The organism is Gordonia sp. PvP123, from assembly GCF_040547295.1.
Lineage (GTDB): Bacteria > Actinomycetota > Actinomycetes > Mycobacteriales > Mycobacteriaceae > Gordonia > Gordonia terrae.
Genome location: NZ_JBEPPN010000003.1, coordinates 1 through 24445, shown reverse-complemented (window position 1 = coordinate 24445; position 24445 = coordinate 1). Strand labels below are relative to the sequence as shown.

25 protein-coding genes and 1 riboswitch are annotated in these 24445 nt (G+C 69.1%); of the genes, 14 read left to right on the top strand and 11 right to left on the bottom strand.

Annotation, left to right across the window (positions count from 1 at the left end):
• Positions 1-105 precede the first annotated feature (105 nt).
• Positions 106-2226 (bottom strand): RCC1 domain-containing protein, encoded by a 2121-nt coding sequence (locus ABIC25_RS05615; RefSeq protein ID WP_354560357.1) that lies wholly within the window; start codon positions 2224-2226, stop codon positions 106-108.
• Positions 2227-2327: 101 nt separating this feature from the next.
• Between ABIC25_RS05615 and ABIC25_RS05610 the strand changes: the two genes are divergently transcribed.
• From ABIC25_RS05610 to ABIC25_RS05595, 4 genes are read left to right on the top strand one after another with little or no spacing between them, the layout of a single operon-like run.
• Positions 2328-2600, top strand: coding sequence for a hypothetical protein (locus ABIC25_RS05610; RefSeq protein WP_101820284.1), 273 nt, complete (start codon positions 2328-2330; stop codon positions 2598-2600).
• A 5-nt stretch (positions 2601-2605) separates the two neighbouring features.
• Positions 2606-3157: a cyclic pyranopterin monophosphate synthase MoaC gene (moaC, locus tag ABIC25_RS05605; protein WP_354560356.1), complete on the top strand. Its 552-nt coding sequence runs from the start codon at positions 2606-2608 to the stop codon at positions 3155-3157.
• Positions 3150-3641: a MogA/MoaB family molybdenum cofactor biosynthesis protein gene (locus tag ABIC25_RS05600; RefSeq protein ID WP_239402832.1), complete on the top strand. Its 492-nt coding sequence runs from the start codon at positions 3150-3152 to the stop codon at positions 3639-3641. Before moaC ends, ABIC25_RS05600 begins: the two co-directional genes overlap by 8 nt.
• Positions 3638-4084: a molybdenum cofactor biosynthesis protein MoaE gene (locus ABIC25_RS05595; RefSeq protein WP_354560353.1), complete on the top strand. Its 447-nt coding sequence runs from the start codon at positions 3638-3640 to the stop codon at positions 4082-4084. Before ABIC25_RS05600 ends, ABIC25_RS05595 begins: the two co-directional genes overlap by 4 nt.
• A 92-nt stretch (positions 4085-4176) precedes the next feature.
• Here ABIC25_RS05595 and ABIC25_RS05590 read toward each other — a convergent pair whose 3' ends face one another.
• The 5 genes from ABIC25_RS05590 to ABIC25_RS05570 form a co-directional block, all read right to left on the bottom strand.
• A complete protein-coding gene (locus ABIC25_RS05590) occupies positions 4177-4797 on the bottom strand; it encodes a transglycosylase family protein (protein ID WP_004020203.1) in 621 nt (206 codons plus the stop codon).
• Positions 4798-4803: 6 nt separating this feature from the next.
• A riboswitch (cyclic di-AMP (ydaO/yuaA leader) is annotated at positions 4804-4987 on the bottom strand.
• A gap of 257 nt (positions 4988-5244) precedes the next feature.
• Entirely contained in the window at positions 5245-5493 is a 249-nt protein-coding gene (locus ABIC25_RS05585) for a MoaD/ThiS family protein (protein ID WP_101820288.1), read from the bottom strand.
• A gap of 11 nt (positions 5494-5504) precedes the next feature.
• Positions 5505-6593, bottom strand: coding sequence for a GTP 3',8-cyclase MoaA (moaA, locus tag ABIC25_RS05580; RefSeq protein ID WP_064571283.1), 1089 nt, complete (start codon positions 6591-6593; stop codon positions 5505-5507).
• Positions 6594-6620: 27 nt separating this feature from the next.
• A complete protein-coding gene (locus ABIC25_RS05575) occupies positions 6621-7166 on the bottom strand; it encodes a flavin reductase family protein (RefSeq protein ID WP_064571317.1) in 546 nt (181 codons plus the stop codon).
• Positions 7167-7171: 5 nt separating this feature from the next.
• Complete coding sequence (locus tag ABIC25_RS05570; protein WP_004020199.1) at positions 7172-7381, bottom strand: hypothetical protein; 210 nt, start codon at positions 7379-7381, stop codon at positions 7172-7174.
• A gap of 229 nt (positions 7382-7610) precedes the next feature.
• Between ABIC25_RS05570 and ABIC25_RS05565 the strand changes: the two genes are divergently transcribed.
• A complete protein-coding gene (locus ABIC25_RS05565) occupies positions 7611-8024 on the top strand; it encodes a cold-shock protein (protein ID WP_004020198.1) in 414 nt (137 codons plus the stop codon).
• Positions 8025-8028: 4 nt separating this feature from the next.
• On the opposite strand, the gene ABIC25_RS05560 is transcribed toward ABIC25_RS05565, so the two are convergent.
• Positions 8029-8541, bottom strand: a complete 513-nt coding sequence (locus tag ABIC25_RS05560; RefSeq protein WP_354560352.1) for a DUF2771 family protein — start codon at positions 8539-8541, stop codon at positions 8029-8031.
• Entirely contained in the window at positions 8538-10544 is a 2007-nt protein-coding gene (locus ABIC25_RS05555) for an MFS transporter (protein ID WP_435529047.1), read from the bottom strand. Before ABIC25_RS05555 ends, ABIC25_RS05560 begins: the two co-directional genes overlap by 4 nt.
• Positions 10545-10631: 87 nt before the next feature.
• Here ABIC25_RS05555 and ABIC25_RS05550 point away from each other — a divergent pair, with 87 nt between their 5' ends.
• Positions 10632-11438, top strand: a complete 807-nt coding sequence (locus ABIC25_RS05550; RefSeq protein ID WP_004020194.1) for a DUF3027 domain-containing protein — start codon at positions 10632-10634, stop codon at positions 11436-11438.
• 17 nt (positions 11439-11455) lie between these two features.
• The gene (locus ABIC25_RS05545) at positions 11456-14242 is read left to right on the top strand and encodes a sacsin N-terminal ATP-binding-like domain-containing protein (RefSeq protein ID WP_354560351.1); all 2787 of its coding nucleotides are present in this window, start codon (positions 11456-11458) and stop codon (positions 14240-14242) included.
• Here ABIC25_RS05545 and ABIC25_RS05540 read toward each other — a convergent pair.
• Positions 14202-14795, bottom strand: a complete 594-nt coding sequence (locus ABIC25_RS05540; protein ID WP_004020192.1) for a TetR/AcrR family transcriptional regulator — start codon at positions 14793-14795, stop codon at positions 14202-14204. The genes ABIC25_RS05545 and ABIC25_RS05540 overlap by 41 nt on opposite strands.
• Before the next feature lie 71 nt (positions 14796-14866).
• Here ABIC25_RS05540 and ABIC25_RS05535 point away from each other — a divergent pair, with 71 nt between their 5' ends.
• Entirely contained in the window at positions 14867-16006 is a 1140-nt protein-coding gene (locus ABIC25_RS05535) for an acyl-CoA dehydrogenase family protein (protein ID WP_239402839.1), read from the top strand.
• 19 nt (positions 16007-16025) lie between these two features.
• On the opposite strand, the gene ABIC25_RS05530 is transcribed toward ABIC25_RS05535, so the two are convergent.
• A complete protein-coding gene (locus ABIC25_RS05530) occupies positions 16026-16748 on the bottom strand; it encodes a hemerythrin domain-containing protein (RefSeq protein ID WP_004020190.1) in 723 nt (240 codons plus the stop codon).
• A 167-nt stretch (positions 16749-16915) separates the two neighbouring features.
• Here ABIC25_RS05530 and ABIC25_RS05525 point away from each other — a divergent pair, with 167 nt between their 5' ends.
• The 4 genes from ABIC25_RS05525 (at position 16916) to ABIC25_RS05510 (ending at position 21899) form a co-directional block, all read left to right on the top strand.
• The gene (locus ABIC25_RS05525; protein WP_354560349.1) at positions 16916-17497 is read left to right on the top strand and encodes a phosphatase PAP2 family protein; all 582 of its coding nucleotides are present in this window, start codon (positions 16916-16918) and stop codon (positions 17495-17497) included.
• A gap of 563 nt (positions 17498-18060) precedes the next feature.
• Complete coding sequence (locus ABIC25_RS05520; RefSeq protein ID WP_004020188.1) at positions 18061-19311, top strand: acyl-CoA dehydrogenase family protein; 1251 nt, start codon at positions 18061-18063, stop codon at positions 19309-19311.
• Between the two features lie 13 nt (positions 19312-19324).
• Positions 19325-20398 carry a phosphotransferase family protein gene (locus ABIC25_RS05515; protein WP_239402844.1) on the top strand — a complete coding sequence of 358 codons (1074 nt, stop codon included), beginning with the start codon at positions 19325-19327 and terminating at the stop codon, positions 20396-20398.
• Positions 20399-20426: 28 nt separating this feature from the next.
• Entirely contained in the window at positions 20427-21899 is a 1473-nt protein-coding gene (locus ABIC25_RS05510; protein WP_239402845.1) for an APC family permease, read from the top strand.
• Here the strand turns inward: ABIC25_RS05510 and ABIC25_RS05505 are convergent.
• On the bottom strand, positions 21896-22144 hold the full coding sequence (locus ABIC25_RS05505; RefSeq protein WP_064571276.1) for a DUF2530 domain-containing protein: 249 nt from the start codon (positions 22142-22144) through the stop codon (positions 21896-21898). The two genes, ABIC25_RS05510 and ABIC25_RS05505, sit on opposite strands and share 4 nt — an antisense overlap.
• A 24-nt stretch (positions 22145-22168) precedes the next feature.
• On the opposite strand from ABIC25_RS05505, the gene ABIC25_RS05500 reads away from it, so the two are divergent.
• Together ABIC25_RS05500 and ABIC25_RS05495 are read left to right on the top strand one after the other, a co-directional pair.
• The gene (locus tag ABIC25_RS05500) at positions 22169-23737 is read left to right on the top strand and encodes an NCS2 family permease (RefSeq protein ID WP_064571275.1); all 1569 of its coding nucleotides are present in this window, start codon (positions 22169-22171) and stop codon (positions 23735-23737) included.
• Between the two features lie 108 nt (positions 23738-23845).
• Positions 23846-24310 (top strand): MarR family winged helix-turn-helix transcriptional regulator, encoded by a 465-nt coding sequence (locus ABIC25_RS05495; RefSeq protein ID WP_004020183.1) that lies wholly within the window; start codon positions 23846-23848, stop codon positions 24308-24310.
• Positions 24311-24445: the final 135 nt, after the last annotated feature.

The window sequence follows — 24445 nt, the reverse complement described above, 5'->3', positions numbered from 1 at the left end:
GCGAATGAACGGCGCCCAAATGGCCGCTCTCGCAGACGTATGCAGGGACGATACCGAAGCCGAAGGGGTCCGGGGCACCCTTCAACCGGATGACGGAACGCGTCGCTAGAACGTGACCTGGGTAGGGGTGGGACGGTCGTCGGTACCGCCGACGCCGAGCTGCCCGGTGGCGTTGAAGCCCCAGCACCAGAGGTACGACGCCGCGTACGCGCACGAGGTTCGCTCGCCGGTCGAAATCGCACTCACATCGGACAATTGGGGCACCCGGGTGGGCGCGGGGCGGTCGGTCAGGGTGCCGTCGCCGACCGACCCCCAGGCGTTGGCTCCCCAGCAGTACGCGACGCCACCCGCCACCGCGCAGGTGGTGTTCGCCGTTCCGGTGCTGACGGCGTCGACCCCGTCGAGGCCGGTCACGGGCGTCGCCGTCCGGCGGCCGTAGGTGGTGCCGTCGCCGAGCTGCCCGAAGTCGTTGTTGCCCCAGCAATACGCGCTCGCCCCGGCGATCGCGCAGGCGGTGGCGGCACCGGCGGAGACCGTGGTCGCGCCGTCCAGATCGCCGACGCGGGTCGGGCGGGCCCGGTTCGTGGTCGTGCCGTCGCCGACCTGACCGTTGTCGTTGAGTCCCCAGCAGTAGGCGTCGCCGGCCGCGACGGCGCAGGTGAAGTTCACCCCGACGCTGATCGCGGTCACGTCGTCGAGCCCGGCGACGCGAACGGGCCGGTACTGGTTCGCGGTGGAGCCGTCACCGAGCTGGTCGAAGTCGTTGGTGCCCCAGCAGTAGGCCGCGCCTGCCGAGATCGCGCAGGTGGCCCAGTTGGCGGTCGAGATGGCGGTGACGTCGGCGAGACCGGCGACCCGGGTCGGCGTCAGGCGTGCGTCGGTCGTGCCGTCGCCGACCTGCCCGTAGTCGTTGTTGCCCCAGCAGTAGGCGAGTCCCCCGGCGATCGCGCAACTGTTGGGGCCACCGGTGCTGATCGCGGTGACATCGTTGAGATCGGCCACCCGGGTGGGTGTCTGGCGGGCTTCGGTGGTGCCGTCGCCGAGTTGGCCTGCGGTGTTGTCGCCCCAGCAGTAGGCGGTCCCGTCCCGGATCGAACAGGTGGCCCCGAGGCCGGCGCTCAGCTGCGCCTGGGCGTCCGTGGCCGCCAGGGGTGACGACGCGGCGTCGGAGGTGGTCCCGTCGTCGCCGCCGAGGGTGACGACCCCGATCGCGACCGCCGTCGCGAGGAGAGCGACCGCGACGACCGCGGCCAACGCGAGCGGCCACCGGCGGCGGTGCGGCGGCGGAGACGATGCCGGCGGCGGCGTCGGGGACGAGACCGTCGGAGGCGGCGTCGTCTGTGGTCGCGGTGTGATGACCTGCGTCGCAGGTCTGACGAGCGTGCGTGACCGGTCGTCGGTTCCGGCCCGTTGGAGCGCGGCGTGTAGCTCTGCGGCGAATGCGCGGCAGGTGGGGTATCGGTCCAGGGGGCCGCGAGCGAGCGCACGGTCGAAGACGGGGTCGAGAGCGCCGAGCTCCGGCCGGTGGCTGCTGATCGGCGCCGGGCGCGTCGTGAGCTTCGCGACGATGTGCCGGGTCTGCGTATCGGCGTCGAACGGCGTTGCGCCGGAGAGGAGTTCGTAGGCCGTGCACGCCAGGGCGTATTGGTCCGACGCGGGGCCCGCCGGTTTGCCGTCGAGGATCTCCGGCGCGGCGTACACGAGAGTTCCCACGAACGACGACGGCGCGGTCAGCGTGGTGGCGGTGGTCAGCTTCGCGATCCCGAAGTCGAGGACGACCACGCGGTCGAGGGCGTCGTCCATCGCGCGGCGCGTGACCATGATGTTGCCGGGCTTGATGTCGCGGTGGATCACGCCGTGTTCGTGCGCGTAGTCGAGCGCATCGGCCACCCGGTGGACCACGGCCACCACCTCGTCCGGGCGTAGCGAGGCGCGGCGGAGGTCCCGGCCGTCGAGGTAGGTCATCGTGAACCAGGGGTCGCCGTCGGTGACGCCGTAGTGGTAGATCGTCACGATCGCGGGGTGGTCCAGGGCCGCCGCGGTCTGCGCCTCACGGCTGAATCGCCGCGCGAACTCCTCGTCGACGGTCTCGGCGATCGAGATCACCTTCAGCGCCTCACGACGACGCAGTTGCGGATTCTCGACCAGGTACACGGTGCCCATCCCGCCGCTGCCCAACCGGGTGATCACCGGGTAGCCGGCGACCTGGACTGGCTGGGCGGCCATGAGCGCCTCCTGGTGGCGTGACCTGTGTTGCGACGACGATAGCCCCTCCCGAGGCCGTCCTGCCCGGACACGGCACTTGTTCATCCGAACGTCATGGCACAATGCTCGACGTGGCAAACAAAACTGGCGCTGACACATCCACCCCCGGCGAAGCGGGTGCCGGCACCGGCAAGGTCGTCGAATCTGCCAAGGGCAAGAAGCAGTATGTCGACAACGGCTGGCCGCAGGACGACAACGGCGACGCGGCCGAGCACGCCGTCTCCGAACTCGCGACGCACATCCCCGGTGCGCTGTCGCCGTTCGGCGACACCGAGTTCCCCCTTCCGGTCGACGACCTGCCGTTCGTGCAGTCGAAGACCGTCGTCAACCGCTGACACCGATGCCGCCCACCGGAACTGACGAAGGTGGGTCGGACTCGCGCGGGCTCGCAGAGGCCGGCGGCTCACGACTGAGCCACCTCGACGCCTCCGGGTCGGCCCGCATGGTCGACGTCGGTGCCAAGGCGTCGACGAGGCGTCGCGCCGTCGCCGCCGGTACGTTCCGGACCACCGCCGAGGTGATCGGCCTCCTCAGTGAGTCGAGGCTGCCCAAGGGGGATGTGCTCGCCACGGCTCGCATCGCCGGGATCATGGCGGCAAAACGGACCGACGAGCTGATCCCGCTGTGCCATCAGCTGGCGCTGACGTCGGTCGAGGTCGACTTCGCGATCGGTACTGAGACGATCGAGGTGACCGCCACCGTGGCCACCTCCGGCCAGACGGGCGTCGAGATGGAGGCCTTGACCGCGGTCGCCGTCACCGGACTGACCTTGCACGACATGGTCAAGGCCGTGGACCGGCGGGCGCAGATGGACGGGATCCGCCTGCTCGCCAAGACCGGGGGCAAGTCGGGGGACTGGTATCGCGATCCGGCTGACCCCGCCGATGACTGACCCGAAGCGCCCTCGCGTCGCGCGCGTCGTCGTCGCATCGAACCGCGCCAGCACCGGCGTCTACGCCGACCGTTCCGGTCCGATCATCGAGGCCTGGCTTGCCGAGCAGGGGTTTTCGGTCGACGAGTGCGACGTCGTGGCCGACGGCCCGCCGGTCGGCGACGCCATCCGCGCCGCGGTCTACGCCGAGGTCGATCTCGTGATCACCACGGGCGGAACGGGCTTGACCCCCACCGACCGGACACCCGAACAGACCCGTCCGCTGCTCGACGTCGAGATCCCGGGTCTGGCCGACGCGATCCGCTCGGCGGGCCTGCCGAAGGTGCCGACCGCCGTCCTCTCACGCGGGCTGGCCGGAGTGTCCGGGACGACGCTCGTCGTGAACCTGCCCGGCTCGACGGGCGGGGTCCGTGACGGACTGGGCGTGCTCGCCGGCGTCGTCCACCACGCACTCGATCAGATCCGCGGAGGCGACCACCGATGACCGGAGATCCCGCCACCCGGGTGGTGCACACCGGGGTCGTGGACGAGGCGATCACGCTGGCCGAGCACGAGGCGATGGTTGCCGACGCCGCCGACGGCAAGGCCGGGGCGGTGGTCGGATTCGTCGGCGCCGTCCGCGACCACGACGGCGGACGAACCGTGACCGCCCTGCACTATTCGGGACATCCCACGGCCGCGACGGTCCTGGCCGAGGTCGTCGAACAGGTCTCCGCGGTCGACGGCGTGCGCGCGGTCGCCGTGTCCCATCGGATCGGCGACCTCGCGATCGGCGACATCGCGTTCGTGGTGGCGGTGGCTGCCGACCATCGCCGAGCCGCGTTCGAGACCTGCTCGCGCCTCGTCGACGAGGTCAAGGCCCGGCTACCGGTCTGGAAACATCAGTTCTTCGACGACGGCACCGACGAATGGGTCAATTCGGCCTAGAAGTTCGCTCCACCATTGGAAAAGGGCCCCGCACGGATGGTTCATCGTGCGGGGCCCTTCGTCTGGGTCCCAGATCGGGCGTGGAGCAGGGATCAGGGGTTGGGCAGCAGGTGCTTGTTGTCGTTGAACATCTTGATCTGGTCCTGGTTCAGCGAGACTCCGCTGTCCTTGGCCGCCTGCCAGAGGTTCTTGATCTCGGGGCTGACGCCGGCCTCGGTGAGGGCGTCGGTGACCTGCTTGGCGACGTCGTCGGTGGTCTTGGCCAGGTCGACGCTGCCGTTGCCGCCGGGGAGAACCGGAGCGATCTCACGCGGGGTGTCGGTCGGCGCGCTGCGCGGGGTCGAGCCCGAGAGGCCGGTGCCGCAGGTGGGCCATGCGCCCTTGCCCTGCGATCCGAGAACGCGCTCGGCGACGACGATCTGCTCTTCGCGCGAGGCCTGATCGGCGGTCGGGGCGAACTCGCCGCCACCGTGGCCGGACCAGGTGCTCGGGGAGAACTGCAGGCCGCCGTGATAGCCGTTGCCGGTCGCGATGGCCCAGTTGCCACCGGACTCGCACTGCGCGACCTGGTTCCACTCGGCGTCGGTGGCCGCATTGGCGGTACCGGTGCCCAGGAGGGCTGCTCCGCCGCCGAGGACTGCGCCGGTGAGGGCGACCTTGGTGATGGTCTTGGCGGCCGTGCTGGTCGTCTGCTTGCGATGACGTCCGGACATGTGTGTATTTCCTCTCTCCACGCGCCTACGAAGTCAGCTGTCGGGTTCGAGCGAGAGGTGCTCGGCCCCGGTTGTCGTGGCGGTTGCCGCGACTTCCGGGACTTAACCCCGAGGACACCTGGTGTGGTGCCCGGTCTCAGGGGATGAGGTTGGGTCCCCCGTCCTCGTTCCTAGATTGCTTGTCGTTCCCACCGGCGGAACGAGGCTCGGCGCGGCCGGTGGGACGTTATGTCTTGGTTGCTGTGTCGTGACCTCCGAGGAGGACGCTTCGTACAGTACGTCGTTCGTTGGACTGAATCACCTGCTTGAACGCAAGCGATTTTCGGCCCGGATCCGGGTCTTCCGACCCACTTCGGCCGTCATCCCAGTTCAACGGGTTAGTGGCCGTCCCGTGCCCATCCTGTTACCGGGCCGTGATGTGACTAAGGTCACAAGGGGGCTGTGGCGTCAGCCACCGGCAAACGGGGGGAGGACGTCGAGTGTCGTGCACGTGCCGAGCGCACGCGTCCGATCGGAGAACGCGACCTCGTCGCGTAGATACGAGCAGCGTTCGAGAACCGTGGCGAGGGAGGGGTTTCCGGCCGCGAGGGTCTCCTCCAGGGCGCGGAGGGTGGTCGACGGGTCGACATCGACCACCGTCTCCTCGGCGCCGGCCGCGGCGCGCGCGGCCGCGAAGAATCGCACTGTGAGCTGCATCGGACGCGAGCCTAGCCGCCGATCGCCGACATCGGTCGATCCGGTTGCCGGAAGCCGGCCACGTTCACCTCGTGGCCGGGGGCCTTCGCCCACATGCTCGCGCGCCAGAGCTGCGCCAGGGCCGCGTCGATCTCGTCGTCGGGGAGAGTGCGCAGTGCGGTCCGGATGTCGGTCTCCGTCGTCGCGAAGAGGCAGTTGCGCAGCGAGCCGTCGGCGGTGAGGCGGGTGCGGTCGCAGTCGCCGCAGAACGGCTGGGTGACCGAGGCGATGACTCCGACACGGGCGGGCCCGTGTGGCCCGTCGTGGCCGTCCACGAGCCAGGTGGCGGCCGGAGCGCTCCCGCGTGGCGCGGGGTCGGGAAGCAGCGTGAAACGCTCGCGCAGCGTCGTCAGGATCTCTCGGGCCGTGACCATCTGCGCCCGCTGCCACGCGTGGTCGGCGTCGAGCGGCATCTGCTCGATGATCCGCAGCTCGTAACCGTGTTCGAGGCAGTAGGCCAGCAGGTCGGGCACTCCCGCGAGGTCCGCGCGGTCGGGCACCACGGCGTTGACCTTGACCGGATCGAGTCCCGCGCGCCGTGCCGCGGCCAGGCCGTCGAGCACGTCGGTTAGACGGTCCCGGCGTGTGATCTCCGCGAAGCGGGCCGGGTCGACGGTGTCCAGCGAGACGTTGATGCGGTCGAGCCCGGCGTCGACCAGGCCGTCGACCCGCCGGGGCAGTCCCAGGCCATTCGTGGTCATCGCGATCTCGGGGGCCTGCGGCAGGCCGGCCACGGCCGCGATGATGTCCTCGAGGTCGCGGCGCAGCAGTGGTTCACCGCCGGTGAACCGGATGCGTTCGATGCCGAGGTCGCGGACCGCGACCGTCAGGACCCGGATCAGTTCGTCGGTGGACAGCACCTGGTCGGTGGGCATCCAGTCGAGTCCCTCGGCCGGCATGCAGTACGAGCAGCGCAGATTGCAGCGGTCGGTGACCGAGACCCGGAGATCCTTCGCCACCCGGCCGAATGTGTCGCGCAGCGGACCCTCGGACGGCACGTCGGATGCCGCTGCCTCCCGCGGAGAGCGGGGCAGTGGCAGGCCGAGGCCGACCGTGCTCATGTGGTTGCCGTCATGCTGCGGGGAGACTCACTTCCGGGTGGGGTCCTTACGTGCCTCGAGGGCGCGGAAGGTGCTGGCGTGGAAGACAAGGGGTTCGACATCGGGATCGGCGCGCAGGGACTCGATCTCCAGCAGCACGACGGTGTGGTCGCCGGCCTGGATCTCGTTGTGGATCGTGCACGACAGGTGCGCGGCGGCGTCGGGCACGAACACCGCACCGCGGTCGGTGCTCAGCGGCGTGATGCCGTCGAAGCGGTGCTCCGACGATCCCGCGAGCTGCTTGCACAGCTCGATCTGGTCGCCGGCGAACACGCTGACCCCGATGGCCGGTGCGGAGCGGATCCGCGGCCAGGTCGTCGAGGTGTTCTGCACGCAGACCGAGACGAGTGGCGGGTCGAGCGAGACGGTGGTGAACGAACTCGCCGCCATTCCGATCAGGGTGGTCGAATCCCCGTCGCGCTGTTCGCAACACACCGCCACGACGCCGGACGGGAAGCAGCTGTAGGCATCCCGCAGTGCCCGCCCGTCGGAGACGGGGGAGAGGTCGGGGGTGGTGTCGATGGTTGTGGTCACGGTCCTCACCTGGCTCGGCGTCCGGCACGGAGTGCGTACACCAGGCCCAGGACGAAACCCAGCGGTGCGCACATGGTCAGCAGGTAGACGGCGGTCGGTGCGGTGTCGCCGTCGGTGACCAACGGTGTGAGGAACAACGCCACGATCGCCAGAATTCCGATTCCGAACACAACCCCGGCCGCCTGCAGCAATCGCGGGGACGACGTCTTCTGCATACCTGCCACGGTAGTGCAACGCTGAGCGCTTCGACGCCGCGCGATACGCGCCCGCCGGGTAATGGTGTGACCCCGGGGTGGGGCGTTGGCTACGATGGTCGATGCAGGCGCCTTGCATCCGTCTGGGCCCGCACGGCATCCGCCGTCCGGACCGCCGAGATGGGTGACGGCGTCTTTTGTCGTGACAGGTCGTTTTTCGACAGTTCGAGAACAGATGAGGGTGAGCACAGTGCCGACCGGCAAGGTGAAGTGGTACGACGCGGACAAGGGCTTCGGCTTTCTCTCCCAGGAGAGCGGTGAGGACGTCTACGTGCGTTCGGCAGCGTTGCCCGACGGGGTCGAGGCGCTCAAGCCGGGGCAGCGCGTCGAGTTCGGCATGGCCGCCGGTCGTCGCGGACCGCAGGCATTGAGCGTGAAGGTCCTCGAGCCCGCACCCAGCGTCTCCAAGAACGTGCGTGAAGCCGCCCGCAAGGACGTCAAGCGGCACACACCCGACGAGCTGCACGGCATGGTCGCCGACCTCATCACCCTTCTGGAGGGCAAGGTCCAGCCGGACCTGCGCAAGGGCCGGTACCCCGACCGCAAGACCGCGCAGCGGATCTCCGAGGTCGTGCGGGCCGTCGCGCGGGAGCTCGACTCCTGACGACCTAGGCGTCCGGCGCGGTCTGCACCGCGAGTTCGCCGCGGGGCAGGACCTCGTCGGCGGGGGAGAGTCGCGCGGACGCGGAGATGACGGTGAATCCGATCAGCACCCGGTCCGGCACCGACCGCAATGTCAGCGTGTAGGTGCTGTCCGACCCCTGCGGCTGCTCGTCTTCGACGAGCCCGCGCGGCGTCTGGTAGACGGCCGCGAGATTCCACGGGCCCTGCGCGATCTCGCTCGAGACGGTCAGCATGACCGTCGACCCGACCGGCACCGGGACCGTCGCGGTCTCGCGCGGCGCGGTGATCTCCGGATCACAGGCGGTCAGCATCAGGTCGCACCACCAGCGCGGATCGACCGTGTGCAACTCGTCGCCGACCGCGACGTGCAGGTAGGGCTGGTCGTCGGAGCTCGCGTTGCGGGTCAGCAGGAACACCGACGTCCCCACCACCGCCACGAACAGCACGACGACGATCGCGATGATCGACAGAGCCTTCTTCTCACCACTGCTGATCACTGACGTCGCTGTCCTGTCTGGTCGTGCGGCGGGTGGTCGCCGGGGCTGTACGGGCGCTCACCCCGGTTCTCGAAGGGGGCGGTCGACGGTGTCCGGGTGGGCATGCGAGCCGTCGACGGCCGTTGGCTGTGCGGCCGGGTGTCGGCGTCGGCCGGTCCGGTCCGGATGTCCGATCGGGCACCGGCGGCACGGAAGGCGACGGTCGGCGCGGCGTGGTCGGGGCGACGACCGCCCAGGCCGGGGACCAGTGACCTGCCGCGGGTGGTCATCACGGTCTGCAGCAGCCCGAGTCCGAGCAGCACGGACACGACGGTGAACCCGATCCACAGGGTCGGCGGCAACAGGACCCCGAGCGAGGCGCCGAAGACCCACGACAGCTGCAGCACCGTCTCCGACCGGCCGAACGCCGAGGCGCGGGACTCGTCGGGGAGATCGTCCTGGATGGAAGAGTCGAGGCACACCTTGCCGATCGCGCTGGTGCCGGAGGCGACCAGGGCCGCGACTGCGGCTGCGGCGATGTTGCCGAAGATGGCCGCCAGTACCGCGACGACGAAGCAGGCCGCTGTCGCGCCGACGACGATGCTCGGCGGGTTCTTCAGTTCGAGGCGGGTGCCGACGCCGTTGCCGATCAGGTTGCCGACACCGGCGGCGGCACCGACGGCACCGAGCAGCAGCAGCTGGGTCCAGTCGGAGGCGTCGCCCTGCTGGGCCTTGGCGTAGAACGCCACGAAGAGCGTCAGGAAGCCCGTCAGGATGCGGATCGTGCCGTTGCCCCACAACCCTGCGACGACCTTGCGGCCGAGTGGCTGGCGCATCTTGGCGGCGAGCATCTTGGCGCCGTCCCGGGCGCTCGTCGGCTGATCGGAGTCGCCGGGGGCGGACCGGGCGGGTTCACCGTGGTAGGTGAGGGTCGTCGGGATCTCACCTTCGGTGGACTCCACCCACGAGGGGATGCGCATGCACAGATAGGCGCCGGCGCCGGCGACCACGGCCAGCCACACCATGGCGCCCGGCAGATGCAGCGGGAGCGCCTGGCCGAGCAGGAACTCGATGGCGGCGGCGACCGCGCCGCCCACGATCGTGCCGCCGATCAGACCGAAGGTGGTCAGCCGGGAGTTCACCCGCGGCAGATCGATGGTCGGCGGCACCACGCGCGGCGTGACCGCCGACTTGAGGACGCCGAAGGATTTCGACAGCACCAGCAGGCCCAGGGCGCAGGGATAGAGGACCCACGGGTCGTACTCCAGCTGCTGCGTCACGTCGTTCCACTGGACGTTGGCCATGATCAGCAGGGCCAGGACGACACGCAGGCCGAAGGTCGTGGCCATGGCGATCCGGCGACCACGCTGCAGCCGGTCGAGGAGAGGTCCGATCAGTGGCGCGATCAGCGCGAAGGGTGCGATCGTCAGCGCCAGGTACAGGGCCACGTTGGTCTTCGACTCGCCGGTTGCCGCGGCGAAGAACAGCGTGTTGGCGAGCGCGACGGCCATCGCGGCGTCGGCGGCGAAGTTGGCGATCACCGGCAGCGTCAGCGCGGTGAGGCCCGACTGGTCGGCGCCGTCGGCGGTGGCCGCCTGATGGATCTTGCCGATTCCCTTGCCGGTCAACTCGCGGCTCCGCATCGCCGCGACCCGCATCACCGTCAGCTTCTTCGGCGTCCGGCCGCCACCGTTCTGGGGCCCGTGCTCGGTCGGCATCGCCCGGGTCTGGTCCTCCGAGGGCGGCCGGCCGCGGTCGTCGAGCGGCGGGAGATGCGGATTGTGCGTGGGCGGGGGGAGGTAGGCATTGCGGCCGGGGCCCGGGCCGGCCGGTGACTCTCCCCATCCCGGTGCCGGTCGACGGGTGCGCATCTGTCGTGTCTCGTCGGCCGGATAGTTGGTCGAACCGGGGTGCTGCGCGGCGCGGCGTGCGCGACCGTCGGGTGGTGGCTGCTGGGGATGCTGGTTCGCGGGACCCCTGGGGGCCCCGCGCCCCTCGTCGTGTCGGGAACTCCGTGGGATCACGCTGACGATTGTTCCTCATCTCCGGCCGAGGTCGCTTGAAGCGGGTCGGTTGTGTGGCACACGTCGGCGATATTGCACACTGGAGCGGTGACTCTGGTTGGTGACGGCGAACGACACGGTGACGGCGAACGGCTCCTGGCGGCCGTCGACATCGCGCGTGCCGCGCTGCTCGACGAAGGTCAGCGGCCGGGCGCGCATCGGCGCAGTGTGGCCGAGGGCGACTGGGCCGCCGCGCACTACTTCGACGCCGAGCTCGCGGGTTACCGGGGCTGGCAGTGGTGCGTCGTGCTGGCGGGCTCCCCGGGCAGTGACGAGATCACGCTCAGCGAGGTCGTGTTGCTTCCCGGTGACGGTTCGTTGCTCGCGCCGCCGTGGGTGCCGTGGGCGGAGCGGGTCGCCTCCGGAGACCTGGCCCCGGGTGATCTGCTCGCCGCCGAACCCGATGATCCGCGGCTGGTGCCGAATCAGATCGACACCGGCGACGAGTTCCGCTTCGATTCCGAGTCCGTCGAACCCGACGACATCGGTCAGGTCGCGGGCGAGCTGGGACTCGGCCGCAAGCGGCTGCTGAGCCCGGAGGGACGCGCCGACGCCGCGCAGCGCTGGTATGACGGCGACTTCGGGCCCGGCTCGGAGATGGCCCAGGCCGCGCCGTTCTCCTGCTGCACGTGCGGCTTCTATGTTCCCCTCGCCGGTGCGCTGCGGGCCGGGTTCGGTGCGTGCACCAACGAATTCGCCGCCGACGGACGCGTGGTCTCGGCCGAGTACGGCTGCGGTGCGCATTCGGACGTGCAGGGGCCCAAGGGCAACGGCTCGCCGGCCTACGACGCCTACGACGACGGCGCGATCGAGGTCGTCGCCATCTCCCGGGACGCGGAACCGGCGCGGACCTGATCCGGCGCACCCCGACCGTGAGCGACGACCCGTTCGGCACCGCGGTACTCCGGTCGTCGACCCTGGACGCCTGGGCCGCATCGCCCACGCGGCTCGCCGAGGACGCGGCGGCCGAGTCGGATCTGGTGACCGTCGGATACCGCGATCGGCTGTTGACCGAACTGGCCGCGAACGCCGCCGACGCCGCATCGGCGGCCGGTGTCGCGGGGCATCTCGCCGTCTGGGTGGACGGTGCCGCACTGCATGTCGCGAACACGGGCGCCCCGCTGACCGATGCGGGCGTGCGTTCGCTTGCCGCGCTGCGGGTCTCGGCGAAGGTGTCCGGCGAACCGGGTGACCGGCAGATCGGCCGGTTCGGAGTCGGTTTCACCGCGACAGCGACGGTTGCCGATCGTGTCGAGATACGTTCCCGCACGGGGTCGGTGGTCTTCGACCGGGCCGCAACGCTGGACGCGGTGCGCGAGGCGGGGATCAGCGTCGGTTCGAGCGCGGACGTGCCGGTCCTCCGTCTGGTGTGGCCGACGAATCGGGAACCGGCACCGGGTTTCGACACCGAGGTGGTCCTGCACCTCCGCGAGGATCCCGGTCCGCTCCTCGCGACGATGCCGGCGCAGGCGTCGGACCTCATCGTCGAACTGACTGCACTACAACGGATCACGGTCGACGACATCGAGGTGTCGGCGGAGCGGACGGCCGGTCCGGACGTCGACGACGAGGCTGCGCGGTCGGTGCTGACGACGGTGTCCATCGCCGGTGATCTCGCATCGACCGGCCTGCCGGCGACACGTCGGTGGCTCGAGGTCGCACGAGGCGGCACACGCTGGCTCGTCGACGCCGACGGTGAACCCGGGCCGGCCGGTGACGTCCTGCGCGCACCCACCCCCACCGACATCGAACTCAGCCTGCCGTGCCGGTGCATCACCGACCTCGCCCTCACGCCCGACCGGCGACACCTCCATCCGCGTGCCGAGATCGGCGACGCGGCAGCGGGTTACGTCGATCTGATCCGGCTCGTCGAACCGACACGCCGAGTGCGCCTGATCCCGGAGCTGCATCTGGCGCGGAACCCCGACGACGCGCGGCTCATCGAGGCGGTCCGGCGCGAACTCCGGGACGCCGCTTGGCTTCCGGCCGCAGCCGGTGCCGACCTGGTGCCGCCGCGTACGGTGATGCTCGTGGGTGTGACCGATCGGCTCGCGGACACCCTGGGCGAACTCTTCGGCGACCTGCTTCATCCGAATCTCTCACTGACACAGCACCTCCCGGCGCTGGGTCGGCTGGGGGTGTCGGAACTGGGACTTGCGGAGCTGGCCGAACGGCTCGTCGGCATCGAACGCGACCCGGCGTGGTGGTACGACCTGTACGATGCCCTGGCGCCGCTGGTGTCGACCGGGCGCGAGGTCGAGGAGCTCGGTGCCCTGCCCATCCCGCGGTCGGACGGGCGGACCGCGATCGGGGTTCGCGGCCTGTTCGTCAGCGACCGGATCTCGACGCCGATGCGGTGGATTCCCACTGTGCATCCCGAGGCCCGCCACGAGTTGCTGACGCGACTCGGTGTCGCGGACCTGACCGTGGCCGAGGCGCTCGCGGACCCGGCGTTGCGCAGTCTCGTCGAGGAGGTCGACTTCGAGGCGGCCGACGACGGACTCGCCGCCGAGGTGTGCGCCGTGCTCCGTGCCGACCCGGATGCGCCGGTCCCGTCGTGGCTGTCGGCGCTCGCGCTGCCCGACGCCGACGGTGAGCTGCGGCCGGCCGATGAACTCCTGCTGCCCGGCAGTCCGCTGCTCGAGGTCCTCGTCGACGACCACCCGTTCGGTGTCGTCGACACCGAGATGGTCGCGGAGTGCGGGGCGGAGCCGTTGCGCCGGATCGGCGTCGGATGGGGGTTCGTCACCGTCGACGACGACCTGCCCGTCGGGCCCGAGCATGACCTCCCCGATGAGGAGGACTGGTGGGAAACACTCGCCGATGCTCCGGAGAAGCTCAGTGCGGTCCGGGATCTCGATCTGATCGACGAGGGGAGCTGGCCGGCGGCGCTGACCATGATGGCCACCGACGAACGGATCAGGCCGCTGTTGGCCGACCGCGCCGGTTACACCGCCTGGTGGTTACGACGCCACGCCGAGGTCGACGGGCTGCTGCTGGGGGAGTACCGATCGCCGTCGGACGACGTCCTGCAGAACATCATCGACCCCCTCGACCACCCGTACGCCGACGAACTCGGCGGCGCCCTCGCCCGTCTGGAACCCGACTCCTCCGACGACGCGACGTTGCTGCTGACCCGACTCGGCGATCGGGCCCGGGCGATCAGCGCGGGTGCCGCGGTGTCGGTGCACGCGGCCGTCGTGGCCGCATGCCGGCGCGGTGTCGTCGACCCGCATGAGGTCGAGGTGCCGGAACGCGTGCGCACGCTGGCCGGTGAGGCCGCCGACCGCGCGGTGGTCGTCGACCGGCCCTGGCTCCTCCAGGTGCTCGCCGACGACGAGTGCGTGCTCGCCGGCTCGACAGTGGTCGCGTCCGACGCCGACCTCCTGGGCACGCTGCTGGACCTGCCGCTCGCGAGCGAGGAGTATTCGGCGTCGGTGTCCGCGCCCGGTGAGGCGGTGAGTTGGTCTCACCCAGACGTGGTGCGTTTCGGGACCCTCCGCGGTGTCGAGGTGTCGCACGCGGAGGTCCGGCTGCACGACGAACTGTGGGTCACGGTGCGCGGCAACGACACCGACCGTGAGGCCCGGGTCGAGTGGTGGGTCGACGCCGCGGGTGTCACGCACCTCGAGAAGCGCCGGCATCGATCCCGGCGGTGAGAATCGACGCGAGCTGGCGGTAGGCGGCCGCGTCGTCGAGCCCGGTCGCCGCCCGCACCTCGCGGCGTTGGATCCGGCTCATCATCGATGACGCCAGGTCGGCGGCGAACGCGGCGTCGACGTTGCGGAACTCACCCGCCGCGACCCCGTCTGCGATCAGCGCCTGGACTCGCGAGGACGCTGCCGCGGTGTTGCGCTCGTACAGCGCGCGAGCGGGTTCGAACGCGTCGAGGTCCCGCATGAACGCCTCCGATGCCGGTGCGAGTGCCTCGCCGACCGCGACGAGGTAGGCGACGACCCGGTCGCGCGGACCCGTCGACGCTGCGACCCGGGCCTCGACCTGCTCGGTCGCGGTGCGGAAGAAGTGGGTCACCGTCGCGGTGACCAGTTGTTCCTTGCTGGCTGCGAGCGTGTAGAGCGTCGACTTCGAGCATCGGAGTTCGGCCGCGATGGAGCCGATCGACAGGTGGGCGAATCCCTCGCGCAGGATCAGTTCGAGCAGGGCGTCGAACAGCGCTGCCCGGCGGCGGGTCGCGAAACCCTGGTTCGGCATGCAAGAATAGTACCGCGAGAAGGACTTGAGTACTAGTTTGGTTATCTGCTGCTGTTACCTGGAGGTCTGAGATGCCGGTCGATCGTCTGCTCCCCAACGACGAGGCGCGCGACCTGATCGCGCTGGTCCGCGACATCGCCGACAAGCGCATGGCGCCCATCGTCGATCAGCACGAGAAGGACCGTCAGTATCCCGAGGGGCTGTTCGCCGAACTGGGCGAGGCGGGGCTGCTCGGCCTGCCGTACCCGACGGAGTGGGACGGTGGCGGCCAGCCGTACGAGGTCTACCTCCAAGTGCTCGAGGAACTCGGCGCGCGCTGGGCCGCGGTCGCGGTCGCGGTGAGTGTCCACGGGCTGGCCTGCCACCCGCTGTTCAACTTCGGTACCGACGAGCAGAAGCAGCAGTGGTTGCCGGATCTGTTGAACGGCAAGCTGATCGGCGCCTACAGTCTCAGCGAACCGCAGGCCGGCTCGGACGCCGCGGCGCTCGCGTGCCGCGCCGTGCCCGGCGATGGCGGCTATTCGATGACCGGTGCGAAGGCGTGGATCACGCACGGTGGTATCGCCGATGTGTACAACGTCTTCGCTCGTACGGGTGAGGGTTCCAAGGGGGTGTCCTGCTTCTTCGTCGCTCGGGACACCGACGGGCTCAGCTTCGGCAAGCCCGAGGACAAGATGGGCCTGCACGCGGTCCCGACGACCGGCGCCACCTACGACGACGCGTTCATCGAGGAGGGCCGTCGGCTCGGGTCGGAGGGGCAGGGGCTTCAGATCGCCTTCTCCGCTTTGGATTCGGGGCGTCTGGGCATCGCGGCGGTGGCGACCGGTCTGGCGCAGGCCGCGCTCGACGCCGCCGTCGATTACGCGCAGGAGCGAGCCGCGTTCGGCCGCAAGATCATCGACCACCAGGGTCTGTCGTTCGTGCTGGCCGACATGGCCGCCGCGGTCGATTCGGCCCGCGCGACCTATCTCGACGCCGCTCGGCGCCGCGACGCCGGCATCGACTACACGCGCGCGGCCGCGACCGCCAAGCTCGTCGCCACCGACGCCGCGATGAAGGTGACCACCGACGCGGTCCAGGTGTTCGGCGGGTACGGCTACACACGCGACTTCCCGGTGGAACGCTACATGCGCGAGGCCAAGATCACCCAGATCTTCGAGGGCACCAATCAGATTCAGCGACTGGTGATCGGTCGGTCGCTGGCGCGGTGAGTTCGCCGAGCATCGCTGTTCAGCGCGGGTTGTAGTAGAACGCGCGGTCGTCGAGTCGCCGGAACCTCGGTCCGCCGAGCCTGATCATCAGGCGCAGGATCGCGGGGATGCGGGCGTACACCGCATCGCGGTCGGCGCCGACGAGTCCCTTCGCCATCAGCGGGCACGTACGAAGTGTCTCGGCCAGACCGGCGCGTCTGCTCATCTTCTCCTCGAAGGCGTCCCAGTCCGGCAGTGTCAGCCGACGCTGCACGATCGCGATCGCGTCGGTCTCCTCGTGGGCGAGGTGCCGGCCGAGAACCTCCTCGGTGCGCAGCAACGCCTCCGCGAGAGCGGCGCGGCCGGCGGCGTCGGCGTGTTCGGCCATCCGCGCGAAGCCGGCCGCGCACTCCTCGAGCAGTGGATCGATCTCGTCGTGCTCGGCCTCCATGGCCTCGAGTACCTCCCGCTCGGTGCTGTCGCATCGCTCGAGCAGCAGCGGCCACAGTTCGAGATCTTCGCCGGTGTGGTGGTGGTGCAGCGCGTGCGCGAACATCGTCCATCGCCGGGCGAGTGCTCGCCACGTCCCAGCGTCGTCGATGGGTGTGACCGGCACGGTGGCGGCGAAGTCGGCGAGGTCGCGCCGGAACCCGTGATGCAGGACGTACATCATGAACGGGTCGATCGGCCCGTCGGGCGCTGCGGCCTGCCCGGGGAGGAACAGCTGGATCGGGTGGGCGGTGTGGGCGGGGTGCGTGGTCATCGGCGGTGTCCTCATCGGTACGGGGTCGGGCTGTGTCGATGACAACTGTCGGCGGTGACGCTTGTGACGTACTTGCAGGCGACTTGGGCGACGCCTGTTTCGGGCCGGGGTCCAGCGCTGCGTGTCGATCGAACAGACGACTGATCGAGCCCGGATAGGGTGGCGGAATGTTCATCTCTCCGACGACGATCGACGAGAACATTCTGAACTGGGTCGTCGAGAACCGTTCGGAGCCATGGATCTCGATCGCCGAAGTGGTGACTCTGCTCGGGAACACCGTGACGATGACGGTGTTGACCTTGGCGGCCGTGGTCGCGCTCGCCGCGACACGACACCGGGTCGACGCCGTCTTCGTCGGCGCCGGAGTGCTTTCCGGTTATGCGGTGATGCAAGCGCTCAAGTACTCGTTCGCGCGGGACCGCCCGCCCGTCGAGGACCGCCTGCTCAACATCGACACCTTCTCGTTCCCCTCCGGGCACGCGATGATGACGATGGTCGTGTTCGGGCTGTTCGCCGTCTCGGCGTATCGCTGCTTCGCCTGGGTGCGATCGCATCGCTGGGTCCTGGTGATCGCACCTGTGCTGTCGATCCTCGTGGGCCTCACGCGGATACAACTCGCCGTGCACTGGGCCACGGACGTCGTGGCCGGATGGTTGTTCGGGGCGATCTGGGTCGTACTGTGCACGTGGGTCCTGCTCCGGTACGAATCGCGACGCGGCACGGGCGATCTCGCCGGGGATCGGCAATAGGTCACTATGAGCGCGGTACTCACTCGGACCGAGACGGCATCGGCTTGCGCCGCACCGGATCGGACTCGATTGCGCCGACGGCACCCGTTGGCCGGCGGGTAAGAGCTGCTCGATCTCGACAATGTGATCCCGGCGGTCGACGCGGTGACCTGGACCGTGTGGCCGACCAGGCCTTTCGGGACGTCCGCCGGCGGCGTCGACCCACGCCGCGAGCTGGCCGTATCCGCCTCTGCATCTCCAGGAAGGGGCAGTTCGGTTCGATATGTGACTCATACTGCCCCTTGCTCGTTTCGAATCGACCGTGGCGGTCGATTCGAACTCATCACTGGCGAGTGCGCCAACCACGATGTGAGGGCGGCAGGCCGCGCGGGTTCGAAGTCAAGACCGCTCAGCTCGATTCGGCGGCTTCGTTCCCACCGGACGGGTTTGCCGACAGTTCGATCAGGGTGGTGGCAATACGACACCCGGACCGGCGACGCCATCGCGACTGTCGCCGCGCCTGCTGGCGCGCCGGTTTGCTCGGAACGATGACGGGTAATCGGTTCATCGCGATACGGTCGGGTATGGATTTCTCCCCGTCAGCGCGGTCGGCCGAACTCACCGAACGCGTGCGCAACTTCGTGACCACCGAGATCGAGCCGGTCGAACCCGAGATCCATCGGGACATCAAGGCCCGTCGCGACGGGGACGGCAACCCCTGGACGCCGTCGCCGATCATCGCCGACCTGCAGAAGAAGGCACGCTCGCAGGGGCTGTGGAACCTCTTCCTGCCTGCTGAGCACGCCGGTCGTTATGCCGCGGACTTCGGCACCGACGGCGGAGCGGGACTGTCCAACGCCGACTACGCGCCGATCGCCGAGGCGATGGGATCGTCGGGGCTCGCGCCCGTCATCTTCAACTGCAACGCACCCGACACCGGCAACATGGAGGTGCTGCTCCGGTACGGCACCGAGGAGCAGCGCAAGCAGTGGCTCGAGCCATTGCTGACCGCGGAGATCCGCAGCGCCTTCTGCATGACGGAGCCGGCCGTCGCGTCGTCCGACGCCACCAACATGGCCGCCACCGCCGTGCTCGACGGCGACGACGTCGTCATCAACGGGACCAAGTGGTTCTCCACCGGCGTGGGCCATCCCGACTGCAAGGTCCTCATCTTCATGGGCGTCACCGATGCCGAGGCCGACCGGAAGTCGCGTCACACCATGGTGCTCATCCCGATCGACGCTCCCGGCGTGACCGTCGACCGGATGCTGACCACCATGGGCTATTTCGACGAGCCGTTCGGCCACGGTGAGGTCAGCTTCGACAACGTGCGCGTCCCCGCGTCGAACATCCTGCTCGGACCCGGCCGCGCCTTCGAGATCGCGCAGGGGCGGCTCGGTCCGGGCCGGGTGCACCACTGCATGCGGGCGATCGGGCTCGCCGAGAAGTCATTGGAACTCGGTGTGCGGCGGGCGCTCTCACGCGAGGCCTTCGGCAAGCAGCTCGCCCGTCTCGGCGGCAACAGCGAGCGCATCGCCGACGCCCGGATCGCGATCAACCGGTCGCGACTCCTCGTCCATCACGCGGCGTGGCTGCTCGACCAGGGCCTGTCCCGCGAAGCCGTGTCGGCGGTCAGCGAGATCAAGGTCGAGGTGCCCAACATGGCGCTCGGCGTCATCGACCTCGCCATCCAACTGCACGGCGGTGCCGGCATGACCGATGATTTCCCGCTGGCCCAGGCCTGGGTGGGCGCACGATCGCTGCGCCTGGCCGACGGCCCGGACGAGGTGCACCGCAACGTCGTTGCGCGCATCGAGTTCGGCAAGTACCGCTGATCGGGGGAACGAGATGACTGATGAAGTCGCGGGTGCAAGCGAGGTCCGCACCGAAGACGCATTCGACGTCGAGGCGGTGGCGAAGTGGCTCGAGGCCAACGCTGCGGATCCGGCCGGTCTCGACGCCGTCCCGGAGGTTCGCCAATTCGGCGGCGGCGCATCGAACCTCACATTCCTGCTGCGTTATCCGGCAAAGGATCTGATTCTGCGCCGGGCGCCGCGGGGGACCAAGGCGCGTGGCGCGCACGACATGGGACGGGAGTACCGGATTCAGTCCGAGCTCGCGACGGCCATCCGGTACATCGCGCCCATGATCGCGTTCTGCGACGACGAATCGGTGCTCGGCGCGGACTTCTACGTCATGGGCCGCATCGACGGTGTGATCCCGCGGACCGAATGGCCCGCCGACGTGCCGCTCGATGCCGAGCAGGCGCGCCGGCTCTGCCTCAACTTCATCGACACCCTGGTCGAGGTCCACTCGGTCGATCCGAGCGGCACCGGACTCGCCGACCTCGGCAAGGGGCACGGCTACGTACGCCGCCAGGTCGACGGATGGACCGCACGTTTCCGCAACGCCCACACCGACGACGTGCCCGACTTCGAGCCGACGATGGCCTGGCTGGCCGAGAACCAACCCGACGATGTTGCGAACTGCGTCATCCACAACGATTTCAAGCTCGACAACGTCGTCCTCGACCACGACGATCCCACCCGTGTCATCGGCATCCTGGACTGGGAGATGGCGACCCTGGGCGATCCGCTCATGGATGTCGCGGGGTCGATGGCCTATTGGATCCAGGCCGACGATCCGGAGGCCATGCAACTCATGCGGCGCGTCCCGACGCACCTGCCCGGCATGATCAGTCGCGCAGAATTCGTCGAGAAGTACTGCGAGCGGATGGGGTTCGACATGACTCCCGAACGCTGGCGTTGGTACGAGGTGTTCGGACTCTTCCGGGCGGGTGTCATCGCCCAGCAGATCTACTACCGCTATTACCACGGACAGACCACGAACAAGGCGTTCGAGCGGTTAGGTTATGCCGTGGGCATCCTCGGCGGGCGGTTGGACGAGCTCCTGCCCGACTGACACGTTGCCGCCGAGAGGAACTCAGACCATGGCCGAAGACCTGACCACCCCGGCCGGTGTGGACGAGGAGTTCCAGGACAGCGGATATGCGCCGGAATTACGCAGGACACTGGGCGGTTTCGCGGTGTTCGCGATCTCCTTCGCGTTCATCTCGGTCGCCGTCGGTGTGTTCGCCACCTACGGCGACGTGCTCACCACGGCCGGCCCCGTCGGTATCTGGTTGTGGATTGTCGCGGCGATCGGTCAGACCCTCATCGCGCTCGTGGTGGCCCAGTTCGCCGCGCGAATCGCGCTGAGCGGTTCGTCGTATCAGTGGGCATCGAGACTGGCCGGCCCGAAGATCGGCTGGTTCTTCGGTTGGCTGAGCTTCTGGTATCTCGCGATCGCCGTGGTGGCGATGGACAACGCACTGGCGAGCCAGGCGTTCATGCCACTGGTGGGGATGGCCGAGAACGAGGACACCGCGAGGGTGATCACGTTGGTCATCCTCGTCGTGCAGGCGGTCCTCGTGATCGCGTCCACCCGGTTGCTCGGTCTGTTCACCTCGGCTGCGGTGGCCGTCGAGCTGGCCATCGTCGCGGTCCTGGTGATCGGGCTCGGCGCGGTGATGATCTTCACCGGCAGCGGAGATCTCGACAATCTCGCCTCGCGCGGGGTCGCCGAGGGCGCCGCCGACTACTGGGCCATCGGTGGCGGGGTGATGGCCGCGATGGTCATGGGCCTGACCACGCTGGTCGGTTTCGATTCCGCGGCCAACCTCGCCGAGGAGGCCAAGGACCCGTTCCGCAGTGTCCCGCGCGCCATCGTCGCATCGGTGGTCGCCGCTGCCGTGGTGGGTCTGATCTTCCTGATCGTGCTCACCATCGCCATCAAGGACGTCACGACGGTGAGTGCCGGGGGGTCTCCGGTCGCGGCGATCATCCGCGACCAACTGGGTCCTTTTGCTGAGCGAGTCCTGCTGGCGTGCATAGCGTTTGCGATGTTCGGTGCCGGCATGGTGGTGATGGCCGCATGTTCGCGGCAAGTGTTCGCGATGGCGCGCGACCAGCGGTTCCCGGCCCACCGGTTGATGCGCCGGGTCAACCCGGCGACCCAGACGCCGGTCCCGGCGACCCTGCTCATCCTCGCCGTGGGGGTGGTGCTCATGGTGGCCCTGCCCGGTGACGCACTCATCGAACTCATCATCGCCTCGACGATCCTGCCCGCCCTGATCTATGGCGGCATCGTTCTCCTCTATCTGGGAGTGCGCAAGCGGTTGGACCACAAGGAGGGCGGTTTCAGCCTCGGCCGGTACGAGCTTCCCGTCGCCGTCGCCGCACTGATCTGGGTGTGCTTCGCGCTCTTCGTCCTCGTCACGCCCGACGAGGCGACGGTCCCCACCCTGATCGTCGGCGGTCTCATCGTCGTGGGTGCGCTCTACTTCGCGGTGATGATGGTCCGCAATCGCGCTGTGCTCGATCACGAACCGGGCGCCGACGAGTTCGCGCCGCGAGAACCCTAGTCGAGCCCCTCCTGCGCGCCGCGGTCACCGCGTCGGACGCCGGCACGCTGCACGAGGACGATCGTCGTCCCGAGCAGACCGACGGCCAGCCCGACCAGACAGATCTGGAGCGCGCGGTCGCCGCCGAGATCGGTGACGGCCACGAGCACAGTGGCGATCACCCACGCGACCATCCCGACCACGATCACCGGCTCCGGGGCGCGCAGTGCGCGGGGTAGTTCGGGGATCTCAGGTGTCGCGGACATGGACAACAGGGTAGCTTTCGGAACGTGCCACACGATGAGCCGAGTGAGTCTCGCGATCTGAGGTCCTCCGACACCCCGGGTGCCGACGCACCGACGGGGCACCTGCCCACCGAACCCGACTTCCCGGCGACCACGCCGGGGCCGGACTCCGCCGTTCCGCACGGCCCGCTCGACCGGTTCTTCAAGATCTCCGAACGCGGTTCGACGCTCAACCGCGAGTTCCGCGGCGGTCTGGTCACGTTCTTCACGATGGCCTACATCGTGGTGCTCAACCCGATCATCATCGGCGGTATCCCGGGCGGCGACAAGAACGCCGACGTCCTGGGCAACGTCCTGCCGCTGGCGCAGGTCGCCGCGGTCACCGCGCTTGTCGCGGGCGTGATGTCGATCCTGTTCGGCCTCGTCGCCAACTATCCGTTCGCGATCGCCGCGGGACTGGGCATCAACAGTCTGCTGGCGGTGTCGATCGCCCCGCAGGTGACGTGGCCCGAGGCGATGGGTCTGGTGGTCGTCGACGGCATCATCATCGTGTTGCTGGCCGTGACCGGATTCCGCACCGCGGTGTTCAACGCGGTGCCCCCGGAACTGAAGGCTGCGATCGCGGCCGGGATCGGTCTGTTCATCGCCTTCATCGGTTTCGTCGACGCCGGGTTCGTCAAGCGCATCCCCGACGCCGCCGGGACCACCGTGCCCGTGCAGCTGGGCAGCGACAACTCGATCTCGACCATCCCCACCCTGATCTTCGCCGTCGGCGTGCTGCTGATGGGTGTCCTGGTGGTGCGCCGGGTCCCCGGCGGTCTGCTGATCGGCATCGCCATCACGACCGTGTTGTCGATCGTGCTGGAGCAGATCTTCGACTACGGGTCGAGCGTCGACAACCCTTCGGGCTGGGGCCTGAGTGTGCCCGACATCCCGAACGCCCTCGGCGGTCTGCCCGATCTCAGCCTGGTCGGCGACGTCGACCTGTTCGGTGCATTCACGCGGATCGGGGTGCTGGCGGCGTCGGTGCTGGTGTTCGCCCTGGTGCTCTCCAACTTCTTCGACGCGATGGGCACGATGACCGGCCTCGGCAAGGAGGCCGGGCTGGCCGACGAGAAGGGCAACCTGCCCGGGATCGGCCGCGCGCTGGTGGTCGAGGGCACCGGTGCCATTGCCGGCGGTGCCGCCTCGGCGTCGTCGAACACCGTGTTCGTCGAGTCCGCGTCCGGTATCGCCGAAGGTGCGCGCACCGGCCTGGCCAACGTCGTGACCGGCGTGCTGTTCCTGGTGGCGATGTTCCTGACACCGCTCTACGAGGTGATCCCGCTCGAGGCGGTCGCCCCCGCGCTGGTGGTCGTCGGTGCCATGATGATCGGCCAGCTCACGACCGTCGACTTCAAGCGGCTCGACTTCGCGCTGCCGGCGTTCCTGACCGTGGTCACGATGCCCTTCACCTACTCGATCGCCAACGGCATTGGCATCGGCTTCATCAGCTGGGTCGTGATGGCGACCGCGGCGGGCAAGGCGCGTACGGTGCACCCGTTGCTCTGGTTCGTCGCCGCGGTGTTCGTGGCCTACTTCGCGCGCGGACCCATCTCCGACCTCATCGGCTGACGGACTCGCGCGACGTTCGTACGGGTTTGCCCGATTCGGTGTCGTCCGCCCGATGCAATTTGGTTGCGGTCGGGGCTGGGTGCCGTTTTCCTGGCCTACCCTTTGTGAATGCATTCACCATACGGTGACGGAAGTCTGTCGGGCGATCTGTCCCTCGCCGTGGTGCGCCTCGCGCGCCGACTTCGGGGTCGGCGCGAGAACAAACTCGTATCGCTCACACAGCTGTCCGCCCTCAACACCCTCCACCACGAAGGACCGATGACGCCGGGCGCACTCGCGGCCGCCGAGCGGGTCCGCCCTCCGTCCATGACCCGGGTGATCGCGTCGCTGTCGGATCTGGGGATGATCAAGCGCGAACCGCACCCGACCGACGGCCGCCAGGCCATCGTGACGTTGTCGCCGGAGGGTGTCGATGTCGTGATCGACGAACTCGCCGCACGCAAGGCGTGGTTGAGCGACCGACTCGCCGAACTCTCCGCCGACGAGCGGGAGATCCTGCGCGAGGGTGTGCAGATCGTCAACAAGATCCTCGGACAGGCCGACACCGACGTACCGCGCTCACGCGCGATCTGATCCCCGCTCCCTGAGGAGTCCCGGAGCTTGCGGGGCTGTCTCCCCGCTCCCTGAGGAGTCCCGGAGCTTGCGGGGCTGTCTCCCCGCTCCCTGAGGAGTCCCGGAGCTTGCGGGGCTGTCTCCCCGCTCCCTGAG

Bases quoted from the DNA above. Each gene is read 5' to 3' on its own strand.
- ABIC25_RS05570 (WP_004020199.1), bottom strand. From the start codon at position 7,381: ATGCAGAAGACGTCGTCCCCGCGATTGCTGCAGGCGGCCGGGGTTGTG.
- moaA (WP_064571283.1), bottom strand. From the start codon at position 6,593: ATGAGCACGGTCGGCCTCGGCCTGCCACTGCCCCGCTCTCCGCGGGAG.
- ABIC25_RS05540 (WP_004020192.1), bottom strand. From the start codon at position 14,795: ATGCCGAACCAGGGTTTCGCGACCCGCCGCCGGGCAGCGCTGTTCGAC.
- ABIC25_RS05600 (WP_239402832.1), top strand. From the start codon at position 3,150: ATGACTGACCCGAAGCGCCCTCGCGTCGCGCGCGTCGTCGTCGCATCG.
- ABIC25_RS05505 (WP_064571276.1), bottom strand. From the start codon at position 22,144: ATGTCCGCGACACCTGAGATCCCCGAACTACCCCGCGCACTGCGCGCC.
- ABIC25_RS05530 (WP_004020190.1), bottom strand. From the start codon at position 16,748: ATGACCACGCACCCCGCCCACACCGCCCACCCGATCCAGCTGTTCCTC.
- ABIC25_RS05515 (WP_239402844.1), top strand. From the start codon at position 19,325: ATGACTGATGAAGTCGCGGGTGCAAGCGAGGTCCGCACCGAAGACGCA.
- ABIC25_RS05495 (WP_004020183.1), top strand. From the start codon at position 23,846: ATGCATTCACCATACGGTGACGGAAGTCTGTCGGGCGATCTGTCCCTC.
- ABIC25_RS05525 (WP_354560349.1), top strand. From the start codon at position 16,916: ATGTTCATCTCTCCGACGACGATCGACGAGAACATTCTGAACTGGGTC.
- ABIC25_RS05535 (WP_239402839.1), top strand. From the start codon at position 14,867: ATGCCGGTCGATCGTCTGCTCCCCAACGACGAGGCGCGCGACCTGATC.
- ABIC25_RS05520 (WP_004020188.1), top strand. From the start codon at position 18,061: ATGGATTTCTCCCCGTCAGCGCGGTCGGCCGAACTCACCGAACGCGTG.
- moaC (WP_354560356.1), top strand. From the start codon at position 2,606: ATGCCGCCCACCGGAACTGACGAAGGTGGGTCGGACTCGCGCGGGCTC.
- ABIC25_RS05595 (WP_354560353.1), top strand. From the start codon at position 3,638: ATGACCGGAGATCCCGCCACCCGGGTGGTGCACACCGGGGTCGTGGAC.
- ABIC25_RS05590 (WP_004020203.1), bottom strand. From the start codon at position 4,797: ATGTCCGGACGTCATCGCAAGCAGACGACCAGCACGGCCGCCAAGACC.
- ABIC25_RS05615 (WP_354560357.1), bottom strand. From the start codon at position 2,226: ATGGCCGCCCAGCCAGTCCAGGTCGCCGGCTACCCGGTGATCACCCGG.
- ABIC25_RS05510 (WP_239402845.1), top strand. From the start codon at position 20,427: ATGGCCGAAGACCTGACCACCCCGGCCGGTGTGGACGAGGAGTTCCAG.
- ABIC25_RS05610 (WP_101820284.1), top strand. From the start codon at position 2,328: ATGCTCGACGTGGCAAACAAAACTGGCGCTGACACATCCACCCCCGGC.
- ABIC25_RS05585 (WP_101820288.1), bottom strand. From the start codon at position 5,493: ATGCAGCTCACAGTGCGATTCTTCGCGGCCGCGCGCGCCGCGGCCGGC.